Below are 21,590 nucleotides of genomic sequence, written 5' to 3' on the forward strand. Positions count from 1 at the left end.
GGTCTCGCCACGCCAGAGCGTAGACGCGGATTGGCAAGGTTGCCGGATGTCGTGAAAGCGCAAACCGGCATCGACGGTGGTCCCGTGGCTGACCTACAGTGACGGGCAGGTTTCGACTCATGGGTGCGTGGTCTTGCGGCGCGGCGAAGAGGCAACGATGGTGGTAAACAGAGTCACACCGGTAGGCGACACACAGGACCCGCACGCGACACCGGGATCGGGGTTTGGCAGCTTGCCTTTGATCCGCTGGGGCAGGGAACTCTGGTTGCTGCCGATCCTGCTGCTGGCGGCGGGGGTGCGTTTTTACGACCTGACGGCGGCGGCGATCTGGGGCGACGAGGGCTCCAGCCTGCTGCTGGCGCGTTACTCGCTGGCCGGGATCTGGCAGCACGCGGCGTTCGATGTGCATCCGCCGCTGTATTTCATGTTGCTGCATGGTTGGATCGAACTGTTCGGCGACGGCATTTTTGCGCTGCGCTGTCTCAGCGCGTTGGCCGGTATTGCAGCGGTCGGCCTCGGCGTGTGGCTGGTGGATCGACTGGCCACGCGCCGCGCGGCAATCATCGCCGGCGTGCTGCTGGCGTTGTTGCCGACGGCGGTGCGCTACAGCCAGGAAGTGCGCATGTATTCGCTGCTCGGGTTGCTGTTGATCGCGGCTACGCTGGCGCTGGTCTACTGGATCCGCCGCCCGCAGCGCCACCGCTATCTGGTGTTTTATGCGCTGTTGATGAGCGCCGCGTTCTACACCCACTACTTCGCCGTGCTGGCAGCGCTGTGCCACTGGGTTTATCTGGGGCTGATCCGTGTGCAGCACGGTTATCGGTTCCGGCATATCCAGCGTGCCAGTTGGTGGCTGGCGAATCTGGCGATCGTCGCGTTGTACCTGCCCTGGCTGCCCAATCTGCTCGATCTGATGCAGCACATGGAGCAACTGAAAGTCGGTGGTGATGTCGGCTGGGAAGACCCGGTCACGCTGTCGTCACTGCCGTCGATGGTCTGGTCATGGCTGATTCAGGACGACGGCGAGCAGCTGCCGTTGCCGGTTTTTCTGGCGCTGCCATTGGCGCTTCTGGTGCTGGCGGCGGTGGCGGTGGTGCGTGATCGCAGCGTGTCCCGTGGCAGTGTGCTGCTGGCGCTCTACACCGGACTGCCGCTGGTGCTGGTGTTTGCCGTGTCGTGGATCACGCCAGTGTTCATCGAGCGCTATCTGACCGCTTATGCGCTGGGCCTGCCGCTGCTGGCGGCGCTGGCCATTGACCGTTTGTACAGCCGCGTGCGGGTGCTCGCGCTGGCGGTGCTGGTGTCGTTGATCGCGGTGGAAATGGTGGGCGTGAACAACAACGCCACGGTCGACAGCAATGATCAGCTCGACCATGTGGTGAATTACGTCAATCAGCATTTCCAGCCCGGTGACCGCATTGTCACCAGTGACATGCTCTGGTACCTGAGTTACGTCTATTACGACCGCACCGGCGCTCAAGTGCGCCTCTACACGCCACCCACGGCGGACGGCCATACGACGCGGCCGAACGAGTACGGATTTGGCACGCTGGTAACCGCTGACGTCTATCTCGACAGCCTTGCCGAGTTGCCCGGCAAGGACCGGGTCTGGCTGGTCGGAACCTTCGGTGATCCGGGCGAGTTCCCATCGCTGCCCAAGGCTTGGCAAGCCAGTGGCGAGGTGCACGCCGGCGGGGTTCAAGCGCGACTGTTCGTGATGAAATCGGCAGCTGAATAAGCCTTGGGCGAAGTAAATCGTTTCACCTTTTTATTCGCGATTAAAAACTAGCTGCTTAGTCATTCTTGCTCTGAATTGATATCAAAACACTACTAGTCGAAGGGTTTTTGTTGAACTACGCTTTGTCGGACAAAAGGACTTTCGATTACGGTGAAGGGATTGCAGCAGTTCCACTTTATCTCCGGCTTGCCGCGCTCAGGCTCGACCCTGCTTTCTGCGATTCTTTTGCAGAACCCGCGCTTTCACGCCGGCATGACCAGCCCGGTCGGCTCGCTCTTCTCCAGCGTCCTCGAGCAATGCAGCGCCGGCAGCGAATTCGGCGCGGTCATCGACACTCAAATGCGCCGCCGTTTACTGCGTGGACTGTTTGAGTCCTTCTACGCCGACAAGGCTGACAAACCGGTGGTGTTCGACACCAACCGGCAATGGAGCTCGCGGCTGCCGGCGCTGAACGACCTGTTTCCCAAGGCCAAAGTGATCGCTTGCGTGCGCAACGTCGCCTGGGTCATGGACAGTCTCGAGCGGTTGTACCGCGCCAATCCCTATGAAAACACCAAACTGTTCGGCGATGCCGTCGAGCGCAACACCGTCTACAGCCGTTGCGAAACCCTGGCCCAGCGCAATCGCCTGGTCGGTTTCGCCTGGGCGGCGCTCAAGGAAGCCTATTACGGCGAACAGGCCGATTCACTGTTGATCATCGACTATGACTTGCTGACCCAGGCCCCGGAACGGGTGTTGCGGCTGGTCTACGAGTTCATCGGCGAGCCATGGTTCGAACACGATTTCGAGCACCTGGCCTATGACGCCCCGGAATTCGATCAGGCCCTCGGCGTGGCTGGCCTGCACAAGGTCAAACCCAAGGTGGCCCTGCAGTCGCGGCGCACCATCCTGCCACCGGATCTGTTCAAGCAATACGCCGATTTGTCCTTCTGGCTCGATGGCTCAGCCAGCGCCGCCAATGTCATTCGTATGAAGTCCGACGCCGCGATCAGCTGATCGCGGCGTTTTTCATTGATGCATCAACAACTGTGTTCGAGTCCGGGTGAGCAACATGTGGTGGAGCAAGAAGCAAGCGCAGGGAACCGCAGGCCAACGCACGCTGGCGGCGCCGATGATCATGCCGCTGGAACCGCGCATGCTGTTCGACGGCGCTGTCGCCGCCACCGTGGCCGACACCGCAGCCCAAGCCGATAGCCACCCCGCGGCGGACGCGGCCAAGACGCCCACCGCCGATCACCCGACGGTCAGCAAGGACACCCACGGTCAGGCTGACGCCACCCCGGCCGTCAGCCCTGTCGCAGTGCCGGGCCAGAGCGTGGTGTTCGTCGATTCGCGGGTCAAGGATGCCGACAGCCTGCTCAAAGGTGTCGCGCCCGGCGCGCAAGTGGTCAAGCTCGATGCGAGCAAGGACGGTTTGCAGCAGATCGCCGATTACCTCAGTCAGCATCAGGGCGTCAGTTCGGTGCAGATCATTGCGCACGGCAATGCCGGCGACCTGTGGCTGGGCAACAGCTATCTGTCTGCCGACAACGTCGCGCAACGCAGCGCGATCCTCGGTGAAATCGGTAAGGACATGAATGCCGGCGGCGACATCCTGATCTACGGCTGCTACACCGCTGAAGGCGATCGCGGCTTGAGCTTCGTCGATTCTCTGGCACAGCTGACCGGCCGTGATGTGGCGGCTTCGAACAACCGTACCGGTGTGGGCGGCGATTGGGATCTGGAAATCGCCACTGGCACCATCGAAAGCGCCAACGTGCTGTCGACCAAGGCCATGAGTGAATATCAGTGGGGCCTGGCCACGTGGACCGCCACCAACAATGCGAACACCGGGGTCGGCTCGCTGCGGGCAGCCCTGGCGTCGGCGCAGAACGGCGATATCGTCACGTTCAGCTCCGGCATGACCGTGCAACTCACCTCTGAACTGCTGATCAACAAGAGCATCACTGTCGATGGCGACCTGAACAACGACGGCGTGGCGGACGTGACCCTCGATGGTCAGTACAAAACCCGCGTCGTGGAAGTCACCTCGGCCAGCACTGTGACACTCGATGGTCTGGTGATCACCCGGGGACTGGTCTCCGGCAACGGTGGCAATGGTGGCTACGGCGCGACCGGCGCCATGGGTGGCGGGATTTTCAACGCCGGAGTCCTCACGCTGAAAAATGTCTCGGTCACCGGTAACGCGGCGGCGGGTGGCGGCGGCGGTGGTGGCGTCACGGGCGCCAACTATGGCGGCGGTGGTGGCGGTGGCGGCGGCCTCGGCGGTCAGGGCGGCGGTCATGGCGGCATCGCCGGGCCGGGCACCGGTACGCTGGGCGGCCAGGCTGGCAGCGGTGGCGTCGGCGGTTACGGTGGCGGTTACGACGCGACGCATATGGGCGGTCGCGGTGGCTCCACGACGGGCGGCGCCGGCGGGGTGGGCACGGCCGATTACAGCAACGGCGGCAATGGCGGCACGGCCAGTAACGGCACCATTTCCATTGGCGGCGGCGGTGGCGGTTCCGGCTGGGACAAGGTCGGCGGTGTCGGTGGTAATGCGGCCGGCGGCATTTACAACGCCTCCACCGGTACCCTGAAAATCGTCGGTACTTCGGTCATCAGCAACAACATCGGCGCGGGCGGCGGTGGTGGTGGCGGCAGCGGCCTGGGCAGCAACAATCTGAACGGCGGTGATGGCGGGCGAGGGGTCGGCGCGATCTGGAACCAGGGCGGCACGGTGCTGATCACCGCCGCCAACTTCAGCGCCATCAGCGGCAACGCTGCCGGTAGCGGCGCCGGCGGTACAGAACTCGGCGGCGGCGTCACCGGTTCTGTGCCGTTGGCCTTCGCGGCGATCTACAACAACGGTGGCACGCTCAACACAGCCTATGTGGAGCCGCCGACCGCAACCATCGTGATGGCCGACACGGCGCTGAAAATCGGCGAAACCTCGCTGGTGACCATCACCTTCAGCCGCGCAGTGAGCGGTTTCACCAACGCCGACCTGACGATTGCCAATGGCACGCTGACGGCGGTGAGCAGCAGCGACGGCGGCCTCACCTGGACCGCGACCTTCACCCCAACCAACAACATCACCGACAGCACCAACCTGATCACCCTCGACAACACTGGGGTAAATGCGATCAGCGACGGCGTGGCGGGCGTCGGTACGACCAACTCCGTCAATTACGCGATCGATACCGCCCGGCCGACCGTGACCATTGTGATGGCCGATACGGCAATAAAGATCGGTGATACCTCGCTGGTGACTTTCACCTTCAGTGAAGCCGTGACCGGTTTCACCAACGCCGACCTGACCATCGCCAATGGCACGCTGACGGCAGTCAGCAGCAGCGACGGCGGCATTACCTGGACGGGGACGTTCACCCCGACCGCCAGCATCACCGACACCACCAACCTCATCACCCTGGACAACACCGGCATCGCTGACCTGGCGGGCAACGCCGGCAGCGGCACCACCGACTCGAACAATTACGCGATCGATACCGTACGGCCGACGGCGACCATTGTTGTTGCCGACACCAATCTGGCGGCAGGCGAAACCTCGGTGGTGACCATCACTTTCAGCGAAGCGGTGAGTGGTTTCACCATCGCCGATCTGACCGTGGCCAACGGCATCCTTAGCGGGCTGAGCAGCAGCGACGGCGGCATTACCTGGACGGCCACGCTGACGCCAACCACAAGCGTCACCGACACCACCAACCTGATCACGCTGGACAACACCGGGGTCAATGATCTGGCCGGCAACGTCGGCAGCGGCACCACCAATTCCAACAACTACGCGATCGACACCGTGCGGCCGACGGCGACCATCGTCGTCGCCGACAACGCGCTGAAAATCGGCGAAACCTCGCTGGTGACCATTACCTTCAGCGAAGCGGTGAGCGGGTTCACCAACGCCGACCTGAGCATCGCCAACGGCACGTTGACGGCGGTCAGCAGCGGCGATGGCGGTATCACCTGGACGGCGACTTTCACGCCGACCGCGAGCATCACCGATGCGACCAACCTGATCACCCTGAACAACACCGGTATCAGCGATCTGAATGGTAATACCGGCAGCGGCACTACTGACTCCAACAACTACGCCATCGATACCGTGCGCCCGACCGCGACCATCGTTTTCGCTGACAACAGCCTGAAAATCGCTGAGACCTCGCTGGTGACCATCACCTTCAGCGAAGCGGTGAGCGGGTTCACCAACGCCGACCTGACCATTGCCAACGGCACGTTGACGGCGGTGAGCAGTAGCGACGGCGGTGTGACCTGGACCGCGACGTTCACGCCGAGCGCGAACATCACCGATGCCACCAACGTCATCACCCTCGACCAGACCGGCGTCGCCGACCTGGCGGGCAACGCCGGCACTGGCACCGTCGATTCCGGCAACTACGCCATCGACACCCAGCGCCCGACCGCCACTATCGTGGTGGCGGATGCCAGCCTGAGCGCCGGTGAAACGTCGTTGGTAACCATCACTTTCTCGGAAGCGGTGAGCGGTTTTACCAACGCCGATCTGACGATTCCCAACGGCACATTGACCGCCGTCAGCAGCAGCGACGGCGGGATTACCTGGACCGCGACGTACACGCCGACGGTGGGGATCAACGACGCAACCAACGTCATTACCCTGGCCAATACCGGCATTGCCGACCTGGCCGGCAACGCCGGCAGCGGCACGACCAACTCCAACAATTACAGTATCGACACGGTGCTGCCGACAGCCACTGTGATCATTGCCGACACCTCACTGAAAATCGGTGAGACCTCGCTGGTGACCATCACCTTCAGCGAAGCGGTGACCGGTTTCACCAATGCCGACCTGACGATTGCCAACGGCACCCTGACGGCGGTGAGCAGCAGCGATGGCGGCGTCACCTGGACGGCGACTTTCACGCCAACCAGCAACATCACTGACGCCACCAACCTGATCACCCTCGACAACAGCGGCGTACAAAACCTGTCCGGCAACGCCGGTAGCGGCACCACCGTTTCCAACAACTATGCCGTCGATACCGTACGGCCGACCGCGACCATCGTGGTCGCCGACACGGCGCTCGGCGTCGGCCAGACTTCGCTGGTGACCATCACCTTCAGCGAGGCGGTGAGCGGTTTCACCAACGCCGATCTGACCATCGCCAACGGTACGTTGAGCGCGGTCAGCAGCAGTGACGGCGGCATCACCTGGACGGCCACCTTCACGCCGTCTGCGGGAGTCACCGACACCAGCAACCTCATCACCCTGGACAACACCGGTATCGCCGACCTCGCTGGCAATGCTGGCAGCGGCACCACCGATTCCAACAACTACGCGGTCGACAGTCAGCGCCCGACCGCCACCATCCTGGTGGCGGATGCCAGCCTGAGCGCCGGTGAAACGTCGTTGGTAACCATCACTTTCTCGGAAGCGGTGAGCGGCTTTACCAATGCTGACCTGACGATTCCCAACGGCACATTGACCGCCGTCAGCAGCAGCGATGGCGGTATTACCTGGACCGCGACTTACACGCCGGCGGCCGGAATCAATGACGCAACCAACGTCATTACCCTGGCCAATGCCGGCATCGCCGACCTGGCCGGTAACGCCGGCACCGGCGCCACCAATTCCGGCAACTTCACCATCGACACCGTAGTGCCGACGGCGACCGTGATCATTGCCGACCCCTCGCTGAAAATCGGCGAGACCTCGCTGGTGACCATCACCTTCAGCGAAGCAGTGACCGGTTTCACCAATGCCGACCTGACGATTGCCAACGGCACCCTGACGGCGGTGAGCAGCAGCGATGGCGGCATCACCTGGACGGCAACCTTCACGCCAACCAGCAACATCACCGACGCCACTAACCTGATCACCCTCGACAATTCCGGCGTGCAAAATCTGTCCGGCAACGCCGGCAGCGGCACCACCGATTCGAACAACTACGCCGTCGACACCGTACGGCCGACCGCGACCATCGTGGTCGCCGACACGGCATTGGGTGTCGGTGAGACCTCGCTGGTGACCATCACCTTCAGCGAGGCGGTGAGCGGCTTCACCAACGCCGACCTGACCATCGCCAACGGTACGTTGAGCGCGGTCAGCAGCAGTGACGGCGGCATCACCTGGACGGCAACGTTCACGCCGTCTGCGGGAGTCACCGACACCAGCAACCTCATCACCCTGGACAACACCGGCATCGCCGATCTGGCGGGCAATACCGGCAGCGGCACCACCGATTCGAACAACTACGCGGTCGACAGTCAGCGTCCGACCGCCACGATCGTCATGAGTGATAGCGATCTGCGTCCCGGCGAATCAGCGCTCGTCACGATCACCTTCAGCGAAGCGGTCAGCGGCTTCGACAATAGCGACCTGAGCGTCGCCAACGGCACGCTGAGTAACGTTTCGTCGAGCGACGGCGGCATCACCTGGACGGCGACGTTTACCCCAACCATCGGCGTCAGCGATGCCACCAATCTGATCGTCCTGAACAACAGCGGCATCAGCGATCTGACCGGCAACACCGGCACCGGTACCACCAACTCGGCCAACTACGCGGTGCAGACCGAAGTGCCGACCGCGACCATTGTCGTCGCGGATACCGCGCTCAAGGCCGGTGAAACTTCCACGGTGACCATCACTTTCAGTGAGGCCGTCAGCGGTTTCGACAATGCCGATCTGAGCATTGCCAATGGCACCCTGAGCAACGTCAGCAGCAGCGACGGCGGCGTGACCTGGACGGCGACGTTCACGCCAACCAGCAACATTACCGACACCAGTAATCTGATCACCCTCAACAATGCCGGCGTGACCAACGCCTCGGGCAACAGCGGTGTCGGCTCCACCGATTCGAACAACTTCGCCATCGACACGGCGCTGCCGACCGCCACTATCGTGGTCGCCGACAATCGCCTGGGCATCGGTGAAACCACCACGGTGACCATCACCTTCAGCGAAGCGGTCAGCGGTTTTGACCTGTCGGACATCAGCGTTGCCAATGGTCTGCTGTCGAACCTGACCAGCAGCGACGGCGGCGTTACCTGGACCGCTACGCTGACGCCGACCGCCAACGTCAATGACGCGACCAACCTGATCATCCTCGACACCGCCGGCGTGCAGGACCTGGCCGGCAACATTGGCGCGAGCGTTGCGATTTCCAATAACTACGCGCTCGACGCTACGCGGCCAACCGTCAACATCGTGGTCGCCAATCCAAACCTGGGTATCGGCCAGACCACCACGGTGACCTTCACCTTCAGCGAGGCGGTGAGCAATTTCGACCTGTCCGACCTGAGCGTGACCAACGGCGATTTGAGCAACCTGAGCAGCAGCGACGGCGGCAAGACCTGGACCGCGACGTTCACCCCGACGGCCAGCGTGACCGATCCAAGCAATTTCATCGCGCTGGACACCAGCAATGTCACCGATCTGGCCGGCAACGTCGGCAGTACCGTCGCGGTGTCGAACAACTACGCGCTGGACAGCGAACGGCCGACCGCCACGGTCGTCATCGCCAACCCGAACATGGGCATCGGTCAGACCTCGCAGGTGACCATTACCTTCAACGAGGCAGTCAGCGGTTTCGATCTGTCAGACCTCGTGGTGGCGAACGGCACCTTGTCCAACCTGAGCAGCAGCGATGGCGGCAAAACCTGGACCGCAACCCTGACGCCGAACGCCAACGTCAACAGCGCCAGCAACGCGATCAGCGTCAACAGTACCGGGGTCAGCGATGCGTCCGGGAACAGCGGCAGCGGAGTCAGCAGCTCCAATAACTACGCCATCAACACCGTGCCGGTGATCATTCCTCCAACCGTGCCGACCACGCCGACCAGCGTCGTCATTCCGGATCCGCTCATTCGCAGCAGCGACCCGGTGGTGCCACCACCGCCGCCGAACGTGCCGCTGCAACCGGTCATCTTCACTGCGCCAACCGGCGATCTCGGTTCACCGCTGACCTTCGCGCCGTTGTTCGAACAACGGGTGATCGGCAACGGCATTCGTCCGATTGGCGATATTTTCATCAATCACGGGGCCCTCAGCCGCAGCTTCATCGCGCAGGTGTTCAGCAGCAGTGACAGCGGCGGCGACGGTTCCGGCCACGGCTTCCTCGGCTTTGGTGGTGGCGATGGTGGCGTATTCGCCAGCAGCACGCTGGCGAGCCTGTTCAACCAGAACAGCGGTACCGAGCGTGATTCCTTGAACGCCTTCGGCAGTCAGTCGCTCAAGGCCGGCGATGTTTCCCAGGGCCTGCGCGGCGTATTTGGCGCACCGACACTGGGGCAGCAACTGCAACAACTCAAAGACACCGAGCAGCAGCGGGTCGACAGCCTGGCGGCAGCTCTGCAACAGATCGGCATCAGCGAAATGTCGGCTTGAACAAACAACTACTCAACACTGTGCGGGACCTAGGGGCGATCCAGGGATGAAGACAAGTCAGAAGTTGTTCGGCGCCAGCCTGCTGGCGCTGGCGATCAGCGGATGTGCAGTGACCAGTGAGCCGATTGAGCGCAGCGTCAGCGAACAACGAGCCAGAACCGATCTGCAAAGCATGTACAAGGATCAGGAACCGCTGCGCGGCCCGTTGACCCTGCACCAGGCCATGGCCCGCGCGGTGAAATACAACCTCGAAGGTCGTTTGAAAATCATGGAGGAAGCGCTGGCCAAGCGGCAGCTCGACCTCGCCAGTTTCGACATGCTGCCGCGCATGGCACTGGATGCCGGGTACGTCGGGCGCAACAACGTCAACGCCTCCAGCAGCCAGAGCGTGCGTACCGGCACTCAGTCTCTGGAACCGTCGACCTCGCAGGATCGTGACCGCGAGGTTGCCGACCTGACCATGGTCTGGAACGTCCTCGACTTCGGCGTCAGCTACATCAGCGCCAAACAGCAGGGCGACCAGCGCCTGATCGTGCAGGAACGGCGGCGCAAAGTGATCAACACCATCGTCCAGGACGTGCGCTCGGCCTATTGGCGAGCAATGGCCGCCGAACGTCTGCTCAAGCAGATCGACAGCCTGATGGCGCGGGTGCAGACCGCCCGCGACAACAGCCAGACCCTGAGCGATCAACGCATTGGTGATCCGGTGCAATCGCTGAGTTATCAGCGTTCGCTGATCGAAGCCACCCGACAGCTGGAAGAACAGCGCCGCGCCTTGTCGCTGGCGAAAACCGAGCTGGCGACGCTGATCAACCTGCCATTGGGCACCAACCTGACCCTGGCTACCGATGACGGCTACCAGATTCCCGAGCTCAAGGTTGGTCTGGCCAAGCTTGAGCAAGAAGCCCTGACCAGCCGCCCGGAACTGCGCGAGCAGGATTACCAGACGCGCATCAGCGCCGCCGAAACCCGCAAAGCCATGTTGCGTCTGTTGCCGGGCCTGGAGTTTTCGGCGGGCGGGCATTACGACAGCAACTCCTTCCTGGTCGAGCAGGGCTGGGCCGACTACGGCGTCAAAGTCACCTGGAACCTGTTCAACGTGATCTCCGCGCCGGCGGCGATCAACGTCGCCAAGGCTGGCGAAGAAGTCGCCAGTGCGCGGCGTCAGGCGATGTCGATTGCGGTGCTGGCGCAGCTCTATGTGGCCAACGCCAACTATCAAGAAGCCTTGCGCCAGTTCAAGACCAACCAACAACTGTCCGACATTGACGGGCAAATCGTCGGCCAATTGCGCAATCGTCATCAGGCTGCCGGTATTGGTGAACTGGAGCTGATTCAGGGCGAGTTGAACAACTTGCAGGCGGATTTGCGTCGCGACCTGTCGTACGCCGATCTGCGCAATGCCTACGGCCAGATCTTCGCCAGCGCCGGCCTCGATCCGTTGCCTGATCAGGTGCAATCCACCGAAGTGCAGTCGATCGCCACCGCGCTGGCCAATCGCGAGTCGGCGTGGGCGGCGGGGGATATCTCGGTGCCGGCAGTCGCCCATGCCTCGGCGCAGTGATGTGCTGGCGCCGAGCGCCAGCATCAGCCGCACACAACTCGAAGCCCGCAACGGCCATCGAGGTGCGGCGATTCTGTTGACGGGGCTTCCGGCGGCGGGCAAATCGACGCTGGCGCAAGCGCTGCACGCTGAGTTGTTCGCGCGAGGTGTGCAGAGCGTGGTGCTCGACGGCGATGGTTTGCGCGTCGGCCTCAACCGCGATCTGGGCTTCACCGATGCGGATCGCCGGGAAAACATTCGCCGCGCCAGTGAACTGGCCGCTTTGCTGGTCGAAAATGGCCAGATCGTGATTCTGGCGATGATTGCGCCATTGGCAGAGTTACGCGAAGTGTTCGCTGAACGCTTGGGTGAGGACTATTGCGAGGTCTGGTGCAACGCCGCGTTGGCGGTGTGCGAGCAGCGTGATCCGAAAGGGCATTACGCCCGTGCGCGACGCGGTGAATTGCCGGGGTTTACCGGGGTGTCGGCACCGTACGAGCCACCGTTGCAGGCGTCTTTGGTGGTCGACACCGGGGTGCAATCGGTCGAGGCCTGCCTTGATTGCCTGCTGACCTGGCTCGGCGAGTGCTCGGTGTTGCCACACGCATGAGCCGTCCGGCGTTTTCACGTCTGCCGGTGACAGTGGATTTGCCGCTGTTGTTGCAAGCACTGGCGGCGATTGCCGATGACGCTTGGCACGGTCACTTCAATACAGATTACTTTTCGGGAGACTGGAGCGGCGTGGCGCTGATTTCGGCGGCTGATGCGCTGACCGAGTTGTCCCCCGGAAGCGGCGAGCCGCTGCGTCGCGCACCGTGGTTGCAGGATGATGGGTGGCGACAGGGGCTGCGCGATCTGCCGTTGAAAATCGTCAGTGCACGCTTGTTGCGCCTTGGGCCGGGTGGCCGGATTCACGAACACCGCGATTACGATCTCGATGGCCCGGATGCCGATCGGCGTCTGCACATTCCCTTGCTCAGCCCGCCCGACGTGGACTTCTGGCTCGACGGCCAGCGCATCCCCATGAGGACGGGCGAGTGTTGGTTTCTCGATCTGGCGCGACCGCATCGGGTGGACAACCGTGATAGGTCGGCGCGGGTGCATCTGGTCCTCGACTGTCGGCCCGATGCGTGGCTGGAAGAGCGGATTGCTGAAGGCCTGGCGAGCACGCCTGAACCGCAGTTGGCAGAGACGACGTTGCAGAGTTTTCAACGGCTGGTCGCCAACGATACCTCGCTGGCGCTAGCCTTGCGGGAGCTGCACGATCCTGAACAGTTCATCAGCCGAACTCTGGAACTGGCTGCCGCACGAGGCTTGCCGTTCTCGCGTGAAGAACTTCGTGCGGCGATGCGCAACGGTCGTCGGCAATGGAATCAACAATGGAACGGCTGAACCTCGACGGCTGGTTGCCGATTGGTATCTGGCCGATTGCCGGGCAGTGGCAGGTGGATTGGTGCTGGTTCGGCGACAGGCCGCTGCATCAGCCGTTTTTCCGCGACGCGGTCGACGATGCACTGCGCCTGCCCTTCAATCAGGTTTTCCGTCGGCAGACGCCACTGGCGGCGCTCAGCGACTGGCATGCGCAGAGTCCGGGTCTGGCGCCAAGCGCTTTCATTCTGCACGCCTCGCGCTGTGGCTCGACGCTGATCAGCCAGATGCTCGCCCGGCTCGACGATCACATCGTGATCTCCGAACCGCCGCCGCTCGATGCGTTGTTGCGCAGTGATCTGCCTGCGCCTGAGCGCCAGGCCGCGATCAATGGGTTGCTTTCGGCATACGGGCAGCGCCGCCGAGGCGAAGAACAGCGACTGGTGATCAAACTGGATGCCTGGAACATCGGCGAATGGTCGTTGTTGCAGGAATGTTTTCCGCATACGCCGTGGCTGTTTGTGTATCGCGATCCATTGGAAATCGCCGTCTCTCATTTGCGTCGCCCGGGCATGCACATGGTGCCGGGCATGCTCGGTGACTGCGTGCTGGAGGATGGTTTGCCGTTCGCAGGTCGCGAGGATTTCATCGCCCGACGTTTGGGGCGGTTGCTTGAGGCCGGGTTGATCCACTGCCGCGACTCGGGTGGATTGCCGGTGAATTACAGCGAATTGCCAGAGGCAATGGCGGGGCGGTTGGCACGGTTTTTCCGCCTGGATGATGTACAGCGCCAGCAGGTGTTTGCGGCGGTGGATTTACACGCGAAGCAGCCGTCGCAACCCTTCGTTGCCGATGGTGAAGACAAGCGTCGTGAGGCCTCGGCGCTGTTGGAGGAGCGGGTGCGTTACTTTGCCCAGCGTTCGTTTCTGGATCTTGAGTTGCTGCGCAACGCTTGAAAGCGTTCTTTCGCTTTTCAGGATTTTCCCGACAAATCCGCCATGCCCTTGAGCAATTCAATCGGCAGTGGAAAGACAATCGTCGAACTCTTGTCCCCAGCAATCGAGCTCAGGGTCTGCATGTAGCGCAGTTGCATGGCGCCGGGCTGACGACCGAGCATTTCCGCGGCTTGCATAAGTTTTTCCGACGCTTGCAACTCGCCTTCGGCGTGGATCACTTTCGCTCGCCGTTCCCGTTCGGCTTCGGCCTGTTTGGCGATCGCCCGGACCATCGACTCGTTTAGGTCGACGTGTTTGATCTCGACATTGGCGACCTTGATGCCCCAGGCGTCAGTCTGCGCATCGAGCACTTGCTGGATGTCGATGTTCAGTTGCTCGCGCTCGGCCAGCAGTTCATCGAGTTCATGTTTGCCGAGCACCGCACGCAGAGTGGTCTGGGCCAGTTGGCTGGTGGCCGAGAGAAAGTCTTCGACCTGAATAATCGCCTTCTGTGGGTCGAGCACGCGGAAGTACAGCACCGCGTTGACCTTCACCGAAACGTTGTCGCGGGTGATCACGTCTTGCGGCGGCACATCCAGGACCACGGTGCGCAGGTCGACCCGGACCATTTGCTGCACCACCGGAATCAGCAGGATCAGCCCCGGGCCTTTGACCTGCCAGAAGCGTCCGAGCTGGAACACCACGCCGCGCTCGTATTCGCGCAGGATGCGGAACGTCGACCCGGCGAGGGCGATCACCAATAACAGCAGCGCAACAAAACCGATTTGCAGACCCATGATCACTCTCCGTGTTGAGCCGCGTCAGTCGCGGTGACTTTCAGCAATAAGCCTTTGCGCCCGACTACGCGCACTGATTGCCCGGTGTGCAATGGCGTCCTGCTGAGCACCTGCCAATGTTCGCCCTGCAGTTGCACCCAGCCGTTGTGGGCGTTCTCTGGCTGCACCGTGGTCACCGCCGTCACACTGCCGACCAGGCCGGCATCGCCACTGACGGCGTGGCGCGGTCGGGTTTTCAAGGCACGGATGATCAACGCAAGTAACAGCAGGGCGCTGATCAGGCCGAGGCCGATCATCATCGGCACCGGCAGTTCGGCATTGCCGAGGATCAGCGCGCCGATGACGAACATGATGATTCCGCCCAAACCGATCACGCCGTAATTGGGCAGCGCGGCTTCGGCGATCAGAAAGACGATGCCCAGCGTGATCAGCCAGAGGCCAACCGGGCTCATGGGCGGCAACGATGTCTCGGCAGCGAAGGCTGAGCCGCTTACCAGCAGAAACAGAAACAACGTACAACATCGGTTGTTCACGTGACCCTCCGGGAGAGTCATGGGGTGGTTCTTTGAGTCTAGTTGAGCGTTGCGCTGACTGAATCCTGATCAATGTGCGGATGTGTCCGGTGAGCGGATTTCCCTTCGCCCGCAGCCTGTGGAACTAGACTCAAGGACACAGGAACACACGTTCAGCGCAACACCGAGGTGCATCATGCGTATGGCCAAAAAGGTGCAAAGCAGCCTGACCCGGGCGCATTGCGAATTCGACATCGTCGCCCACCGACACTCGTCCAGCAGTCTGGAAACAGCGCGGGTTTCCGGGGTTCCGGCCGAACGGGTGGCGAAATCGGTGATCCTCGACGACCACCACGGGCATTACCTGATGGCCGTGCTGCCGGCCAGTCGGCATCTGGACTTGAGCAAGGTGCGCAGCAGCGGCGAATGGCAGCTGACCCGCGAAAGCAACCTGGCGCATATCTTCGATGACTGCGAACGTGGCGCGGTGCCGCCGCTGGGGGATTCCTACGGGCTGGACATGGTCATCGACCCGTTGCTGACCCGGCAGAAAGACATCTACCTGGAAGCCGGCAATCACAATTACCTGCTGCACATGAGCATGCCGGAGTTCCTGAAAATGGTGCCGCATGCCGAGGTGCGGGAGTTGAGTCATTAGCTGTTGTGGCGTCAGTGCCGACGCCATCGCGGGCAAGCCACGCTCCCACAGGTTCTGAGGTGTACACACATTTTGTGTTCCCCTGAAAATCCTGTGGGAGCGGGCTTGCCCGCGATTGATCTTCCACACACAGATTTGTTGAAGGAGTTAAGCAATGGAAAGTCCGACCCACAGCCTCCCCTCCCTGTTCAAGCAACTCGGCCTGGAAAACGACCCGGTCAGCATCGAACAATTCATCGCCACCCATTCCCCGTTGAAACCCGAGTTGCATTTGGCGGACGCGTTTTTCTGGTCGAAGAGCCAGTCGCAGTTTTTGCGTGACGAGATTCTCGATGATGCCGATTGGGCGGAGGTGGTGGATCAGTTGGATGTGTTATTGCGTAAGGGCCGGCAGGGATGAAGGGCACTCTCGGCAGTCATGCTGGCCACCCGTTTGAGGTTAAAAATCGCTTCAACTTCATCGTTACCTACGATGCGCATCAATTGTTTCAAAACTTGACTGAATTTCCCCACCAATGCGATATTGATAGTTAGCAAACTAACAGTGTGCATTTCCCCGTGCCGAATTCCCTCGACGCTCTCCAGATGAACATCAGCAGTGCCATGGTGGTGGCCGCCAGGCATTGGCGGAAGATCTGCCAGACCACGCTGGTCAACTATGGAATTTCCGAAGCCTGCGCCGTGCCGTTGTTGATGATCGGCAGGCTCGGCGAGGGTGTGCGGCAGGTGCAGGTGGCGCAGGCGGCCGGGATGGAGAGTCCGTCGCTGGTGCGTCTGCTCGATCAGTTGTGCCATTCGGGCTACGTCTGCCGGACTGAAGATGCGCAGGATCGCCGCGCCAAATGCCTGAGCCTGACCGACACCGGGCGTGAACTGGTGCAAGCGGTGGAAATCGAGCTGGTGCGTCTGCGTCACGAAGTGCTCGAAGGCATCGATCAGAGTGATCTGGAGGCTACGCTTCGGGTACTGCGCGCATTTGAGGCGGCAAGTCCGCCAGTGGTGGTCAATTCTTGAACGGTTTTTTTACTGGCATTCCGCCGGCCCGGGACTGGTTCTACGGGGTCCGCACTTTTGCAGCGTCAATGCTGGCGCTGTACATCGCCATGCTTATGCAAATGCCACGTCCGTATTGGGCGATGGCCACGGTGTACATCGTCTCCAGCCCGTACCTCGGGCCGACCAGCTCCAAAGCCTTGTACCGCGCCATCGGCACCTTTCTTGGTGCGGCGGCCGCGGTTTTTTTCGTGCCGATGTTTGTCCAGAGCCCGTATGTGCTGGTGGTGGTAATTGCGCTGTGGACGGGGATTCTGCTGTTTCTCTCCTTGCATCTGCGCACGGCCAACAGCTACGCGCTGATGCTCGCCGGTTACACCCTGCCGCTGATTGCTTTGCCGACGGTGGATAACCCGCTGGCGGTGTGGGACGTGGCGGAAGCCCGTACCGAAGAGATTTTCCTCGGCATCGCCGTTGCCGCCGTGGTGGGCGCGATGTTCTGGCCGCGCCGACTGGCGCCAGTGTTCAACGATGCCGTGGGCAAATGGTTCGCCGACGCGACAACTTACAGCCTGAAATTCCTCAGCCGCGATGTGCAGCCCGAAGAGGTCACCGCACTGCGCATGGCCATGGTCGCCAATTTCAACAGCCTGGAATTGATGATCGGCCAGTTGCCCCACGAAGGCTCGCGGCCGCAAACCGTGCGCAACACCAAGGAACTGCGCGGGCGGATGATCCATCTGTTGCCGGTGATCGACGCCCTGGAAGATTCGCTTTACGCCCTTGAGCGACGCACGCCGGAGCTGGTGGAAAAATTCGCACCGCTGCTGGCCGCGACCCGTGAGTGGCTCGGCCACAAAGATGCCGACCTTGATCGCTGGCAAGCACTGAAAGATCAGCTCGAAGCCCTGCAACCGAGCGCCGAAGCGCTGGAAGATCGCAAGCAATTGCTGTTCTCCAACTCGATTTATCGTCTCGGCGAGTTCATCGATCTGTGGCAGGACTGTCGCAGTCTGCAGGATGCGATTCTCTGCGAGCGCCAGGACAGCTGGCGCGCGGTCTACCGCCACTGGCGCCTCGGTCGTCTGACACCATTTATCGACCGTGGCCTGATGCTGTATTCGGTGGCTTCGACGATTTTGGCAATCATCGTCGCCTCGACGCTGTGGATTCTGCTCGGCTGGCCGGACGGCGGCAGTGCGGTGATTCTGGCAGCGGTGGCGTGCAGCTTCTTCGCCTCGATGGACGACCCGGCGCCGCAGATCTACCGGTTCTTTTTCTGGACCGGGATGTCGGTGCTGTTCGCCAGTCTTTATCTGTTTCTGATTCTGCCGAACCTGCACGACTTCCCGATGCTGGTGCTGGCGTTTGCCATCCCGTTCATTTGCGTGGGTACGCTGACGGTGCAGCCGCGTTTCTATCTCGGCATGCTCCTGACGCTGGTCAACACCTCGTCGTTCATCAGCATTCAGGGCGCGTACGACGCGGACTTCTTTGCTTTTGTGAACTCCAACCTGGCCGGGCCCATGGGCTTGCTGTTCGCGTTTATCTGGACCTTGATTGCCCGTCCGTTCGGCGTCGAACTGGCTGCCAAACGCCTGACCCGTTTCAGTTGGAAGGACATCGTGCACATGACCGAGCCTGCCAACCTGGCCGAACATCGGCAGTTGGGCGTGCAGTTGCTTGATCGTCTGATGCAGCACCTGCCTCGGCTGGCGATGACCGGCCAGGACACCGGTATCGCCATGCGTGAAGTACGCGTCGGTTTGAACCTGCTCGACCTGCTCGCCTACACCCCGCGAGTGACCGGCGCACCGAACGTTTTGTTGCAGCAAGTGGTCAGTGAAGTCGGCGAGTATTTTCGCGCCTGCCTCAAGGCCGGCGAACGCTTGCCAGCGCCGGCCGCCTTGCTGATGACCATGGATCGCACCCGCCGCGCCCTCAACGGCCACGGCGATGAAGAAACCCGGCTACACCTGTTGCACGCCTTGAGCGGATTGCGCCTGGCCTTGCTGCCCGGCGTCGAATTCGTCTCCAGCGCCGAACCCGAAGAACCGCTGCCCGATGGAGCGCCCCTATGATCGGTGATCTGGACATCAGCGGCATTTTCCTGCCGACCTTGCTGGTGTTGATGGGCATCACTTATGTGCTGTTTTTGCTGGTGCATGCCGTGCTCACGCGCGTGCACTTTTACCGTCTGGTCTGGCACCGGGCATTGTTCAACGTGGCTCTCTACGCCGTGCTGCTGTACGGCGTGGACTCACTCAGTCGATACCTGATGACATGAAAAAACCGTTTTTGACCATCGGTCGCGTGGTACTGACCCTGCTGATCGTGACTTTTGCCGTTGTCCTCGTCTGGCGCATGGTGATGTATTACATGTTCGCGCCGTGGACCCGCGACGGCCATATTCGCGCCGACATCATCCAGATCGCGCCGGACGTGTCCGGATTGATCCAGCAGGTTGAAGTGAAAGACAACCAGTTGATCAAGCGCGGCCAGGTGCTGTTCAGCATCGACCAGGACCGTTTCAAGCTGGCCCTGCGTCAGGCCAAAGCAGCCGTCGCGGATCGCGAAGAAACCCTCGCCCAGGCGCAACGTGAAGCCAAGCGTAACCGTGGCCTCGGCAACCTCGTGCCGGCCGAGCAACTGGAAGAAAGCCAATCGAAAGTCGCCCGCGCGCAATCGGCGCTGGCCGAAGCGCTGGTGGCCGTGGACAGCGCCCAGCTCAACCTCGACCGCTCGGTGATCCGCAGTCCGGTGGACGGCTACGTCAACGACCGTGCACCGCGCCCGCAGGAATTCGTTACCGCCGGGCGTCCGGTGTTGTCGGTGGTCGACAGCAACTCGTTTCACATCGACGGCTATTTCGAAGAAACCAAACTCGACGGCATTCATGTCGGCCAGTCGGTGGATATCCGTGTGATCGGCGACCGCGCCAAACTGCGTGGGCATGTCGAAAGCATCGTCGCCGGTATCGAAGACCGTGACCGCAGCAGCGGCAGCAACTTGTTGCCCAACGTCAACCCGGCGTTCAGTTGGGTGCGCCTGGCGCAGCGGATTCCGGTGCGCATCGCTTTTGATGAAGTGCCGCATGACTTCCGCATGATTGCCGGGCGCACTGCCACGGTGTCGATCATCGACGACCAGCCAGTCGACAACCGCCAGCAGGAGCCCGGGCAATGAACAGGGCCCTGATGATCGCCGGGTTGGGTGTGATGCTCTCGGCCTGTCAGATGGTCGGGCCGGATTACCACGTGCCCGAGGACGCGGCGGTCCAGCGCAAAGACTTTCAGGGCGAGTTGGCGGTGGCCGGCAAACCGGTGGTGTCGGCGCCCGTGCCGGCGGATTGGTGGCGCCTTTACAAGGATCCGCGTCTGGATCAACTGGTGCAGCAGGCCATGGCTTCCAACACTGATTTGCGGGTGGCGGCGGCGAACCTGCAACGGGCTCGTGCTCAGGTCGATGAGGCCGAAGCGGCGGGCGGCTGGAGCGCGGGCGTAAAAATGGGCGCGCAGCGTTTGCAAGAGTCCGGTCAGGCCTTCTTGCTACCGGAAAAAGTCCCGGTCGATAACGTCGGCGACATCGGCATCAGCGCTTCCTATCAGTTCGATCTGTGGGGCACCTTGCAGCGCGGCATCGAAGGCGCCAAGGCCAATGCCGACGCGACTCAGGCGGCGGCGGACACCGCGCGCATCACCTTGGTGGCGGACGTGGTTCGCGCGTACACCCAGGTCTGCGCGGCGAATGAAGAGCGGGAAATCGCCGAGCACTCCCTCGACCTGCAATCGCAAAGCACCACGCTGATCCAGCGTCTGCGCGATGCCGGGCGTGGCGACGAAACCCAAGTCACCCGTTCGCAAACCCAATTCAAATCCCTGCGTGCTGACCTGCCGCGCTATGAAGCGGCGCGTCAGGCGGGGCTGTTCCGTCTGTCGATGCTGCTGGCGAAACCGGTCGATCAACTGCCGTCCGGCACCGCGACCTGCGCCGAACTACCGAAAATCGCGCAGTTGGTGCCCGTCGGTGACGGCGCTGCGCTGCTCAAGCGACGCCCTGATATTCGTCAGGCCGAACGACGTCTGGCGGCTTCGACCGCCGGGATTGGCGTCGCCACTGGCGAGTTGTACCCGGACATCAGCATCGGCGCGACCATCGGCACAGTCGGTCTCATCGACGACTTGGGTGATCCATCGACCAACCGCTGGGGCTTTGGCCCGTCGCTGAGCTGGAAAGTGCCGACCAACGGCGCGCGCGCGCGCATCCGCGAAGCCGAAGCGTCGACCCAAGGCGCATTGGCGCATTTCGACGGCGTGGTGCTCAACGCCATTCGCGAAACCCAGACCGGTCTCGCTCAGTACACCGCGTTGCTGCAACGTCGCGATGCCCTGGCCGATGCCGAGCAGTCGGCGAAACTCGCCGCAGACCAGACTCACCGCTTCTTCCAGGCCGGCCGCGAGTCGTTCCTCGCCGATCTGCAAGCGACCCGCACCTACACCGATGTCACCGCGCAACTGGCCGCCGCCAACACCCAGGTTGCCATGAGCCAGATCGATTTGTTCCTTGCTCTGGGCGGCGGTTGGGAAAGCGGACGAACGCAAGCTTCAAGCGCGAGCAAACCCTGACGCCGTAGCTATGCTTTGAAGTGTTGGAAGGGCGCCCCGAGCAAGGCGCCCTTTCAGCG

Annotated in this window: 16 protein-coding genes; 14 read left to right on the forward strand and 2 right to left on the reverse strand. The window is 62.0% G+C overall.

Translation table 11 applies throughout. From position 1 onward, the window contains the following. Positions 1–157 precede the first annotated feature (157 nt). The 7 genes from KI231_RS00810 to KI231_RS00840 all read left to right on the forward strand — a co-directional run bounded on the left by KI231_RS00810 (position 158) and on the right by KI231_RS00840 (position 13,967). Positions 158–1,738, forward strand: coding sequence for a glycosyltransferase family 39 protein (locus KI231_RS00810; RefSeq protein WP_213027175.1), 1,581 nt, complete (start codon positions 158–160; stop codon positions 1,736–1,738). A 150-nt stretch (positions 1,739–1,888) separates the two neighbouring features. Then, on the forward strand, positions 1,889–2,734 hold the full coding sequence (locus KI231_RS00815) for a sulfotransferase family protein (protein ID WP_213027176.1): 846 nt from the start codon (positions 1,889–1,891) through the stop codon (positions 2,732–2,734). A 139-nt stretch (positions 2,735–2,873) separates the two neighbouring features. Next, the gene (locus tag KI231_RS00820) at positions 2,874–10,100 is read left to right on the forward strand and encodes an Ig-like domain-containing protein (RefSeq protein ID WP_502937317.1); all 7,227 of its coding nucleotides are present in this window, start codon (positions 2,874–2,876) and stop codon (positions 10,098–10,100) included. 46 nt (positions 10,101–10,146) lie between these two features. Beyond that, positions 10,147–11,664, forward strand: coding sequence for a TolC family protein (locus tag KI231_RS00825; RefSeq protein WP_213027178.1), 1,518 nt, complete (start codon positions 10,147–10,149; stop codon positions 11,662–11,664). Next, on the forward strand, positions 11,648–12,253 hold the full coding sequence (cysC, locus tag KI231_RS00830; protein ID WP_213027179.1) for an adenylyl-sulfate kinase: 606 nt from the start codon (positions 11,648–11,650) through the stop codon (positions 12,251–12,253). Before KI231_RS00825 ends, cysC begins: the two co-directional genes overlap by 17 nt. Continuing rightward, positions 12,250–13,035, forward strand: coding sequence for an aspartyl/asparaginyl beta-hydroxylase domain-containing protein (locus KI231_RS00835; protein WP_213028724.1), 786 nt, complete (start codon positions 12,250–12,252; stop codon positions 13,033–13,035). Before cysC ends, KI231_RS00835 begins: the two co-directional genes overlap by 4 nt. Continuing rightward, positions 13,023–13,967, forward strand: a complete 945-nt coding sequence (locus tag KI231_RS00840) for a sulfotransferase family protein (RefSeq protein ID WP_213027180.1) — start codon at positions 13,023–13,025, stop codon at positions 13,965–13,967. Before KI231_RS00835 ends, KI231_RS00840 begins: the two co-directional genes overlap by 13 nt. Positions 13,968–13,984: 17 nt before the next feature. Here KI231_RS00840 and KI231_RS00845 read toward each other — a convergent pair whose 3' ends face one another. Further along, positions 13,985–14,743, reverse strand: a complete 759-nt coding sequence (locus KI231_RS00845; RefSeq protein ID WP_003220464.1) for a slipin family protein — start codon at positions 14,741–14,743, stop codon at positions 13,985–13,987. Between the two features lie 2 nt (positions 14,744–14,745). Then, the gene (locus tag KI231_RS00850; RefSeq protein WP_249412086.1) at positions 14,746–15,276 is read right to left on the reverse strand and encodes an NfeD family protein; all 531 of its coding nucleotides are present in this window, start codon (positions 15,274–15,276) and stop codon (positions 14,746–14,748) included. A 175-nt stretch (positions 15,277–15,451) separates the two neighbouring features. On the opposite strand from KI231_RS00850, the gene KI231_RS00855 reads away from it, so the two are divergent. The 7 genes from KI231_RS00855 to KI231_RS00885 all read left to right on the forward strand — a co-directional run bounded on the left by KI231_RS00855 (position 15,452) and on the right by KI231_RS00885 (position 21,531). Beyond that, complete coding sequence (locus tag KI231_RS00855; RefSeq protein WP_103306493.1) at positions 15,452–15,913, forward strand: aminoacyl-tRNA deacylase; 462 nt, start codon at positions 15,452–15,454, stop codon at positions 15,911–15,913. A 154-nt stretch (positions 15,914–16,067) separates the two neighbouring features. Then, the gene (locus KI231_RS00860) at positions 16,068–16,313 is read left to right on the forward strand and encodes a DUF2789 domain-containing protein (protein WP_213027182.1); all 246 of its coding nucleotides are present in this window, start codon (positions 16,068–16,070) and stop codon (positions 16,311–16,313) included. A 185-nt stretch (positions 16,314–16,498) separates the two neighbouring features. After that, the gene (locus KI231_RS00865; protein WP_103306495.1) at positions 16,499–16,927 is read left to right on the forward strand and encodes a MarR family winged helix-turn-helix transcriptional regulator; all 429 of its coding nucleotides are present in this window, start codon (positions 16,499–16,501) and stop codon (positions 16,925–16,927) included. Continuing rightward, positions 16,924–18,987 (forward strand): FUSC family protein, encoded by a 2,064-nt coding sequence (locus KI231_RS00870; RefSeq protein ID WP_213027183.1) that lies wholly within the window; start codon positions 16,924–16,926, stop codon positions 18,985–18,987. Before KI231_RS00865 ends, KI231_RS00870 begins: the two co-directional genes overlap by 4 nt. Further along, the gene (locus KI231_RS00875; protein ID WP_007917703.1) at positions 18,984–19,193 is read left to right on the forward strand and encodes a DUF1656 domain-containing protein; all 210 of its coding nucleotides are present in this window, start codon (positions 18,984–18,986) and stop codon (positions 19,191–19,193) included. Before KI231_RS00870 ends, KI231_RS00875 begins: the two co-directional genes overlap by 4 nt. Further along, positions 19,190–20,092 carry an efflux RND transporter periplasmic adaptor subunit gene (locus KI231_RS00880; RefSeq protein WP_103306497.1) on the forward strand — a complete coding sequence of 301 codons (903 nt, stop codon included), beginning with the start codon at positions 19,190–19,192 and terminating at the stop codon, positions 20,090–20,092. The genes KI231_RS00875 and KI231_RS00880 overlap by 4 nt, the downstream gene beginning before the upstream one ends. Continuing rightward, entirely contained in the window at positions 20,089–21,531 is a 1,443-nt protein-coding gene (locus KI231_RS00885) for an efflux transporter outer membrane subunit (protein WP_213027184.1), read from the forward strand. Before KI231_RS00880 ends, KI231_RS00885 begins: the two co-directional genes overlap by 4 nt. Positions 21,532–21,590 lie beyond the last annotated feature (59 nt).

The sequence above is a fragment of the Pseudomonas sp. Seg1 genome (assembly GCF_018326005.1).
In the GTDB taxonomy this organism is placed as follows: Bacteria; Pseudomonadota; Gammaproteobacteria; order Pseudomonadales; family Pseudomonadaceae; genus Aquipseudomonas.

Coding starts and splice junctions, on each gene's coding strand:
- KI231_RS00860 (WP_213027182.1), top strand. CDS start 16,068: ATGGAAAGTCCGACCCACAGCCTCCCCTCCCTGTTCAAGCAACTCGGC.
- KI231_RS00880 (WP_103306497.1), top strand. CDS start 19,190: ATGAAAAAACCGTTTTTGACCATCGGTCGCGTGGTACTGACCCTGCTG.
- KI231_RS00825 (WP_213027178.1), top strand. CDS start 10,147: ATGAAGACAAGTCAGAAGTTGTTCGGCGCCAGCCTGCTGGCGCTGGCG.
- KI231_RS00820 (WP_502937317.1), top strand. CDS start 2,874: ATGCTGTTCGACGGCGCTGTCGCCGCCACCGTGGCCGACACCGCAGCC.
- KI231_RS00835 (WP_213028724.1), top strand. CDS start 12,250: ATGAGCCGTCCGGCGTTTTCACGTCTGCCGGTGACAGTGGATTTGCCG.
- KI231_RS00845 (WP_003220464.1), bottom strand. CDS start 14,743: ATGGGTCTGCAAATCGGTTTTGTTGCGCTGCTGTTATTGGTGATCGCC.
- cysC (WP_213027179.1), top strand. CDS start 11,648: ATGCCTCGGCGCAGTGATGTGCTGGCGCCGAGCGCCAGCATCAGCCGC.
- KI231_RS00865 (WP_103306495.1), top strand. CDS start 16,499: ATGAACATCAGCAGTGCCATGGTGGTGGCCGCCAGGCATTGGCGGAAG.
- KI231_RS00810 (WP_213027175.1), top strand. CDS start 158: ATGGTGGTAAACAGAGTCACACCGGTAGGCGACACACAGGACCCGCAC.
- KI231_RS00875 (WP_007917703.1), top strand. CDS start 18,984: ATGATCGGTGATCTGGACATCAGCGGCATTTTCCTGCCGACCTTGCTG.
- KI231_RS00840 (WP_213027180.1), top strand. CDS start 13,023: ATGGAACGGCTGAACCTCGACGGCTGGTTGCCGATTGGTATCTGGCCG.
- KI231_RS00855 (WP_103306493.1), top strand. CDS start 15,452: ATGCGTATGGCCAAAAAGGTGCAAAGCAGCCTGACCCGGGCGCATTGC.
- KI231_RS00885 (WP_213027184.1), top strand. CDS start 20,089: ATGAACAGGGCCCTGATGATCGCCGGGTTGGGTGTGATGCTCTCGGCC.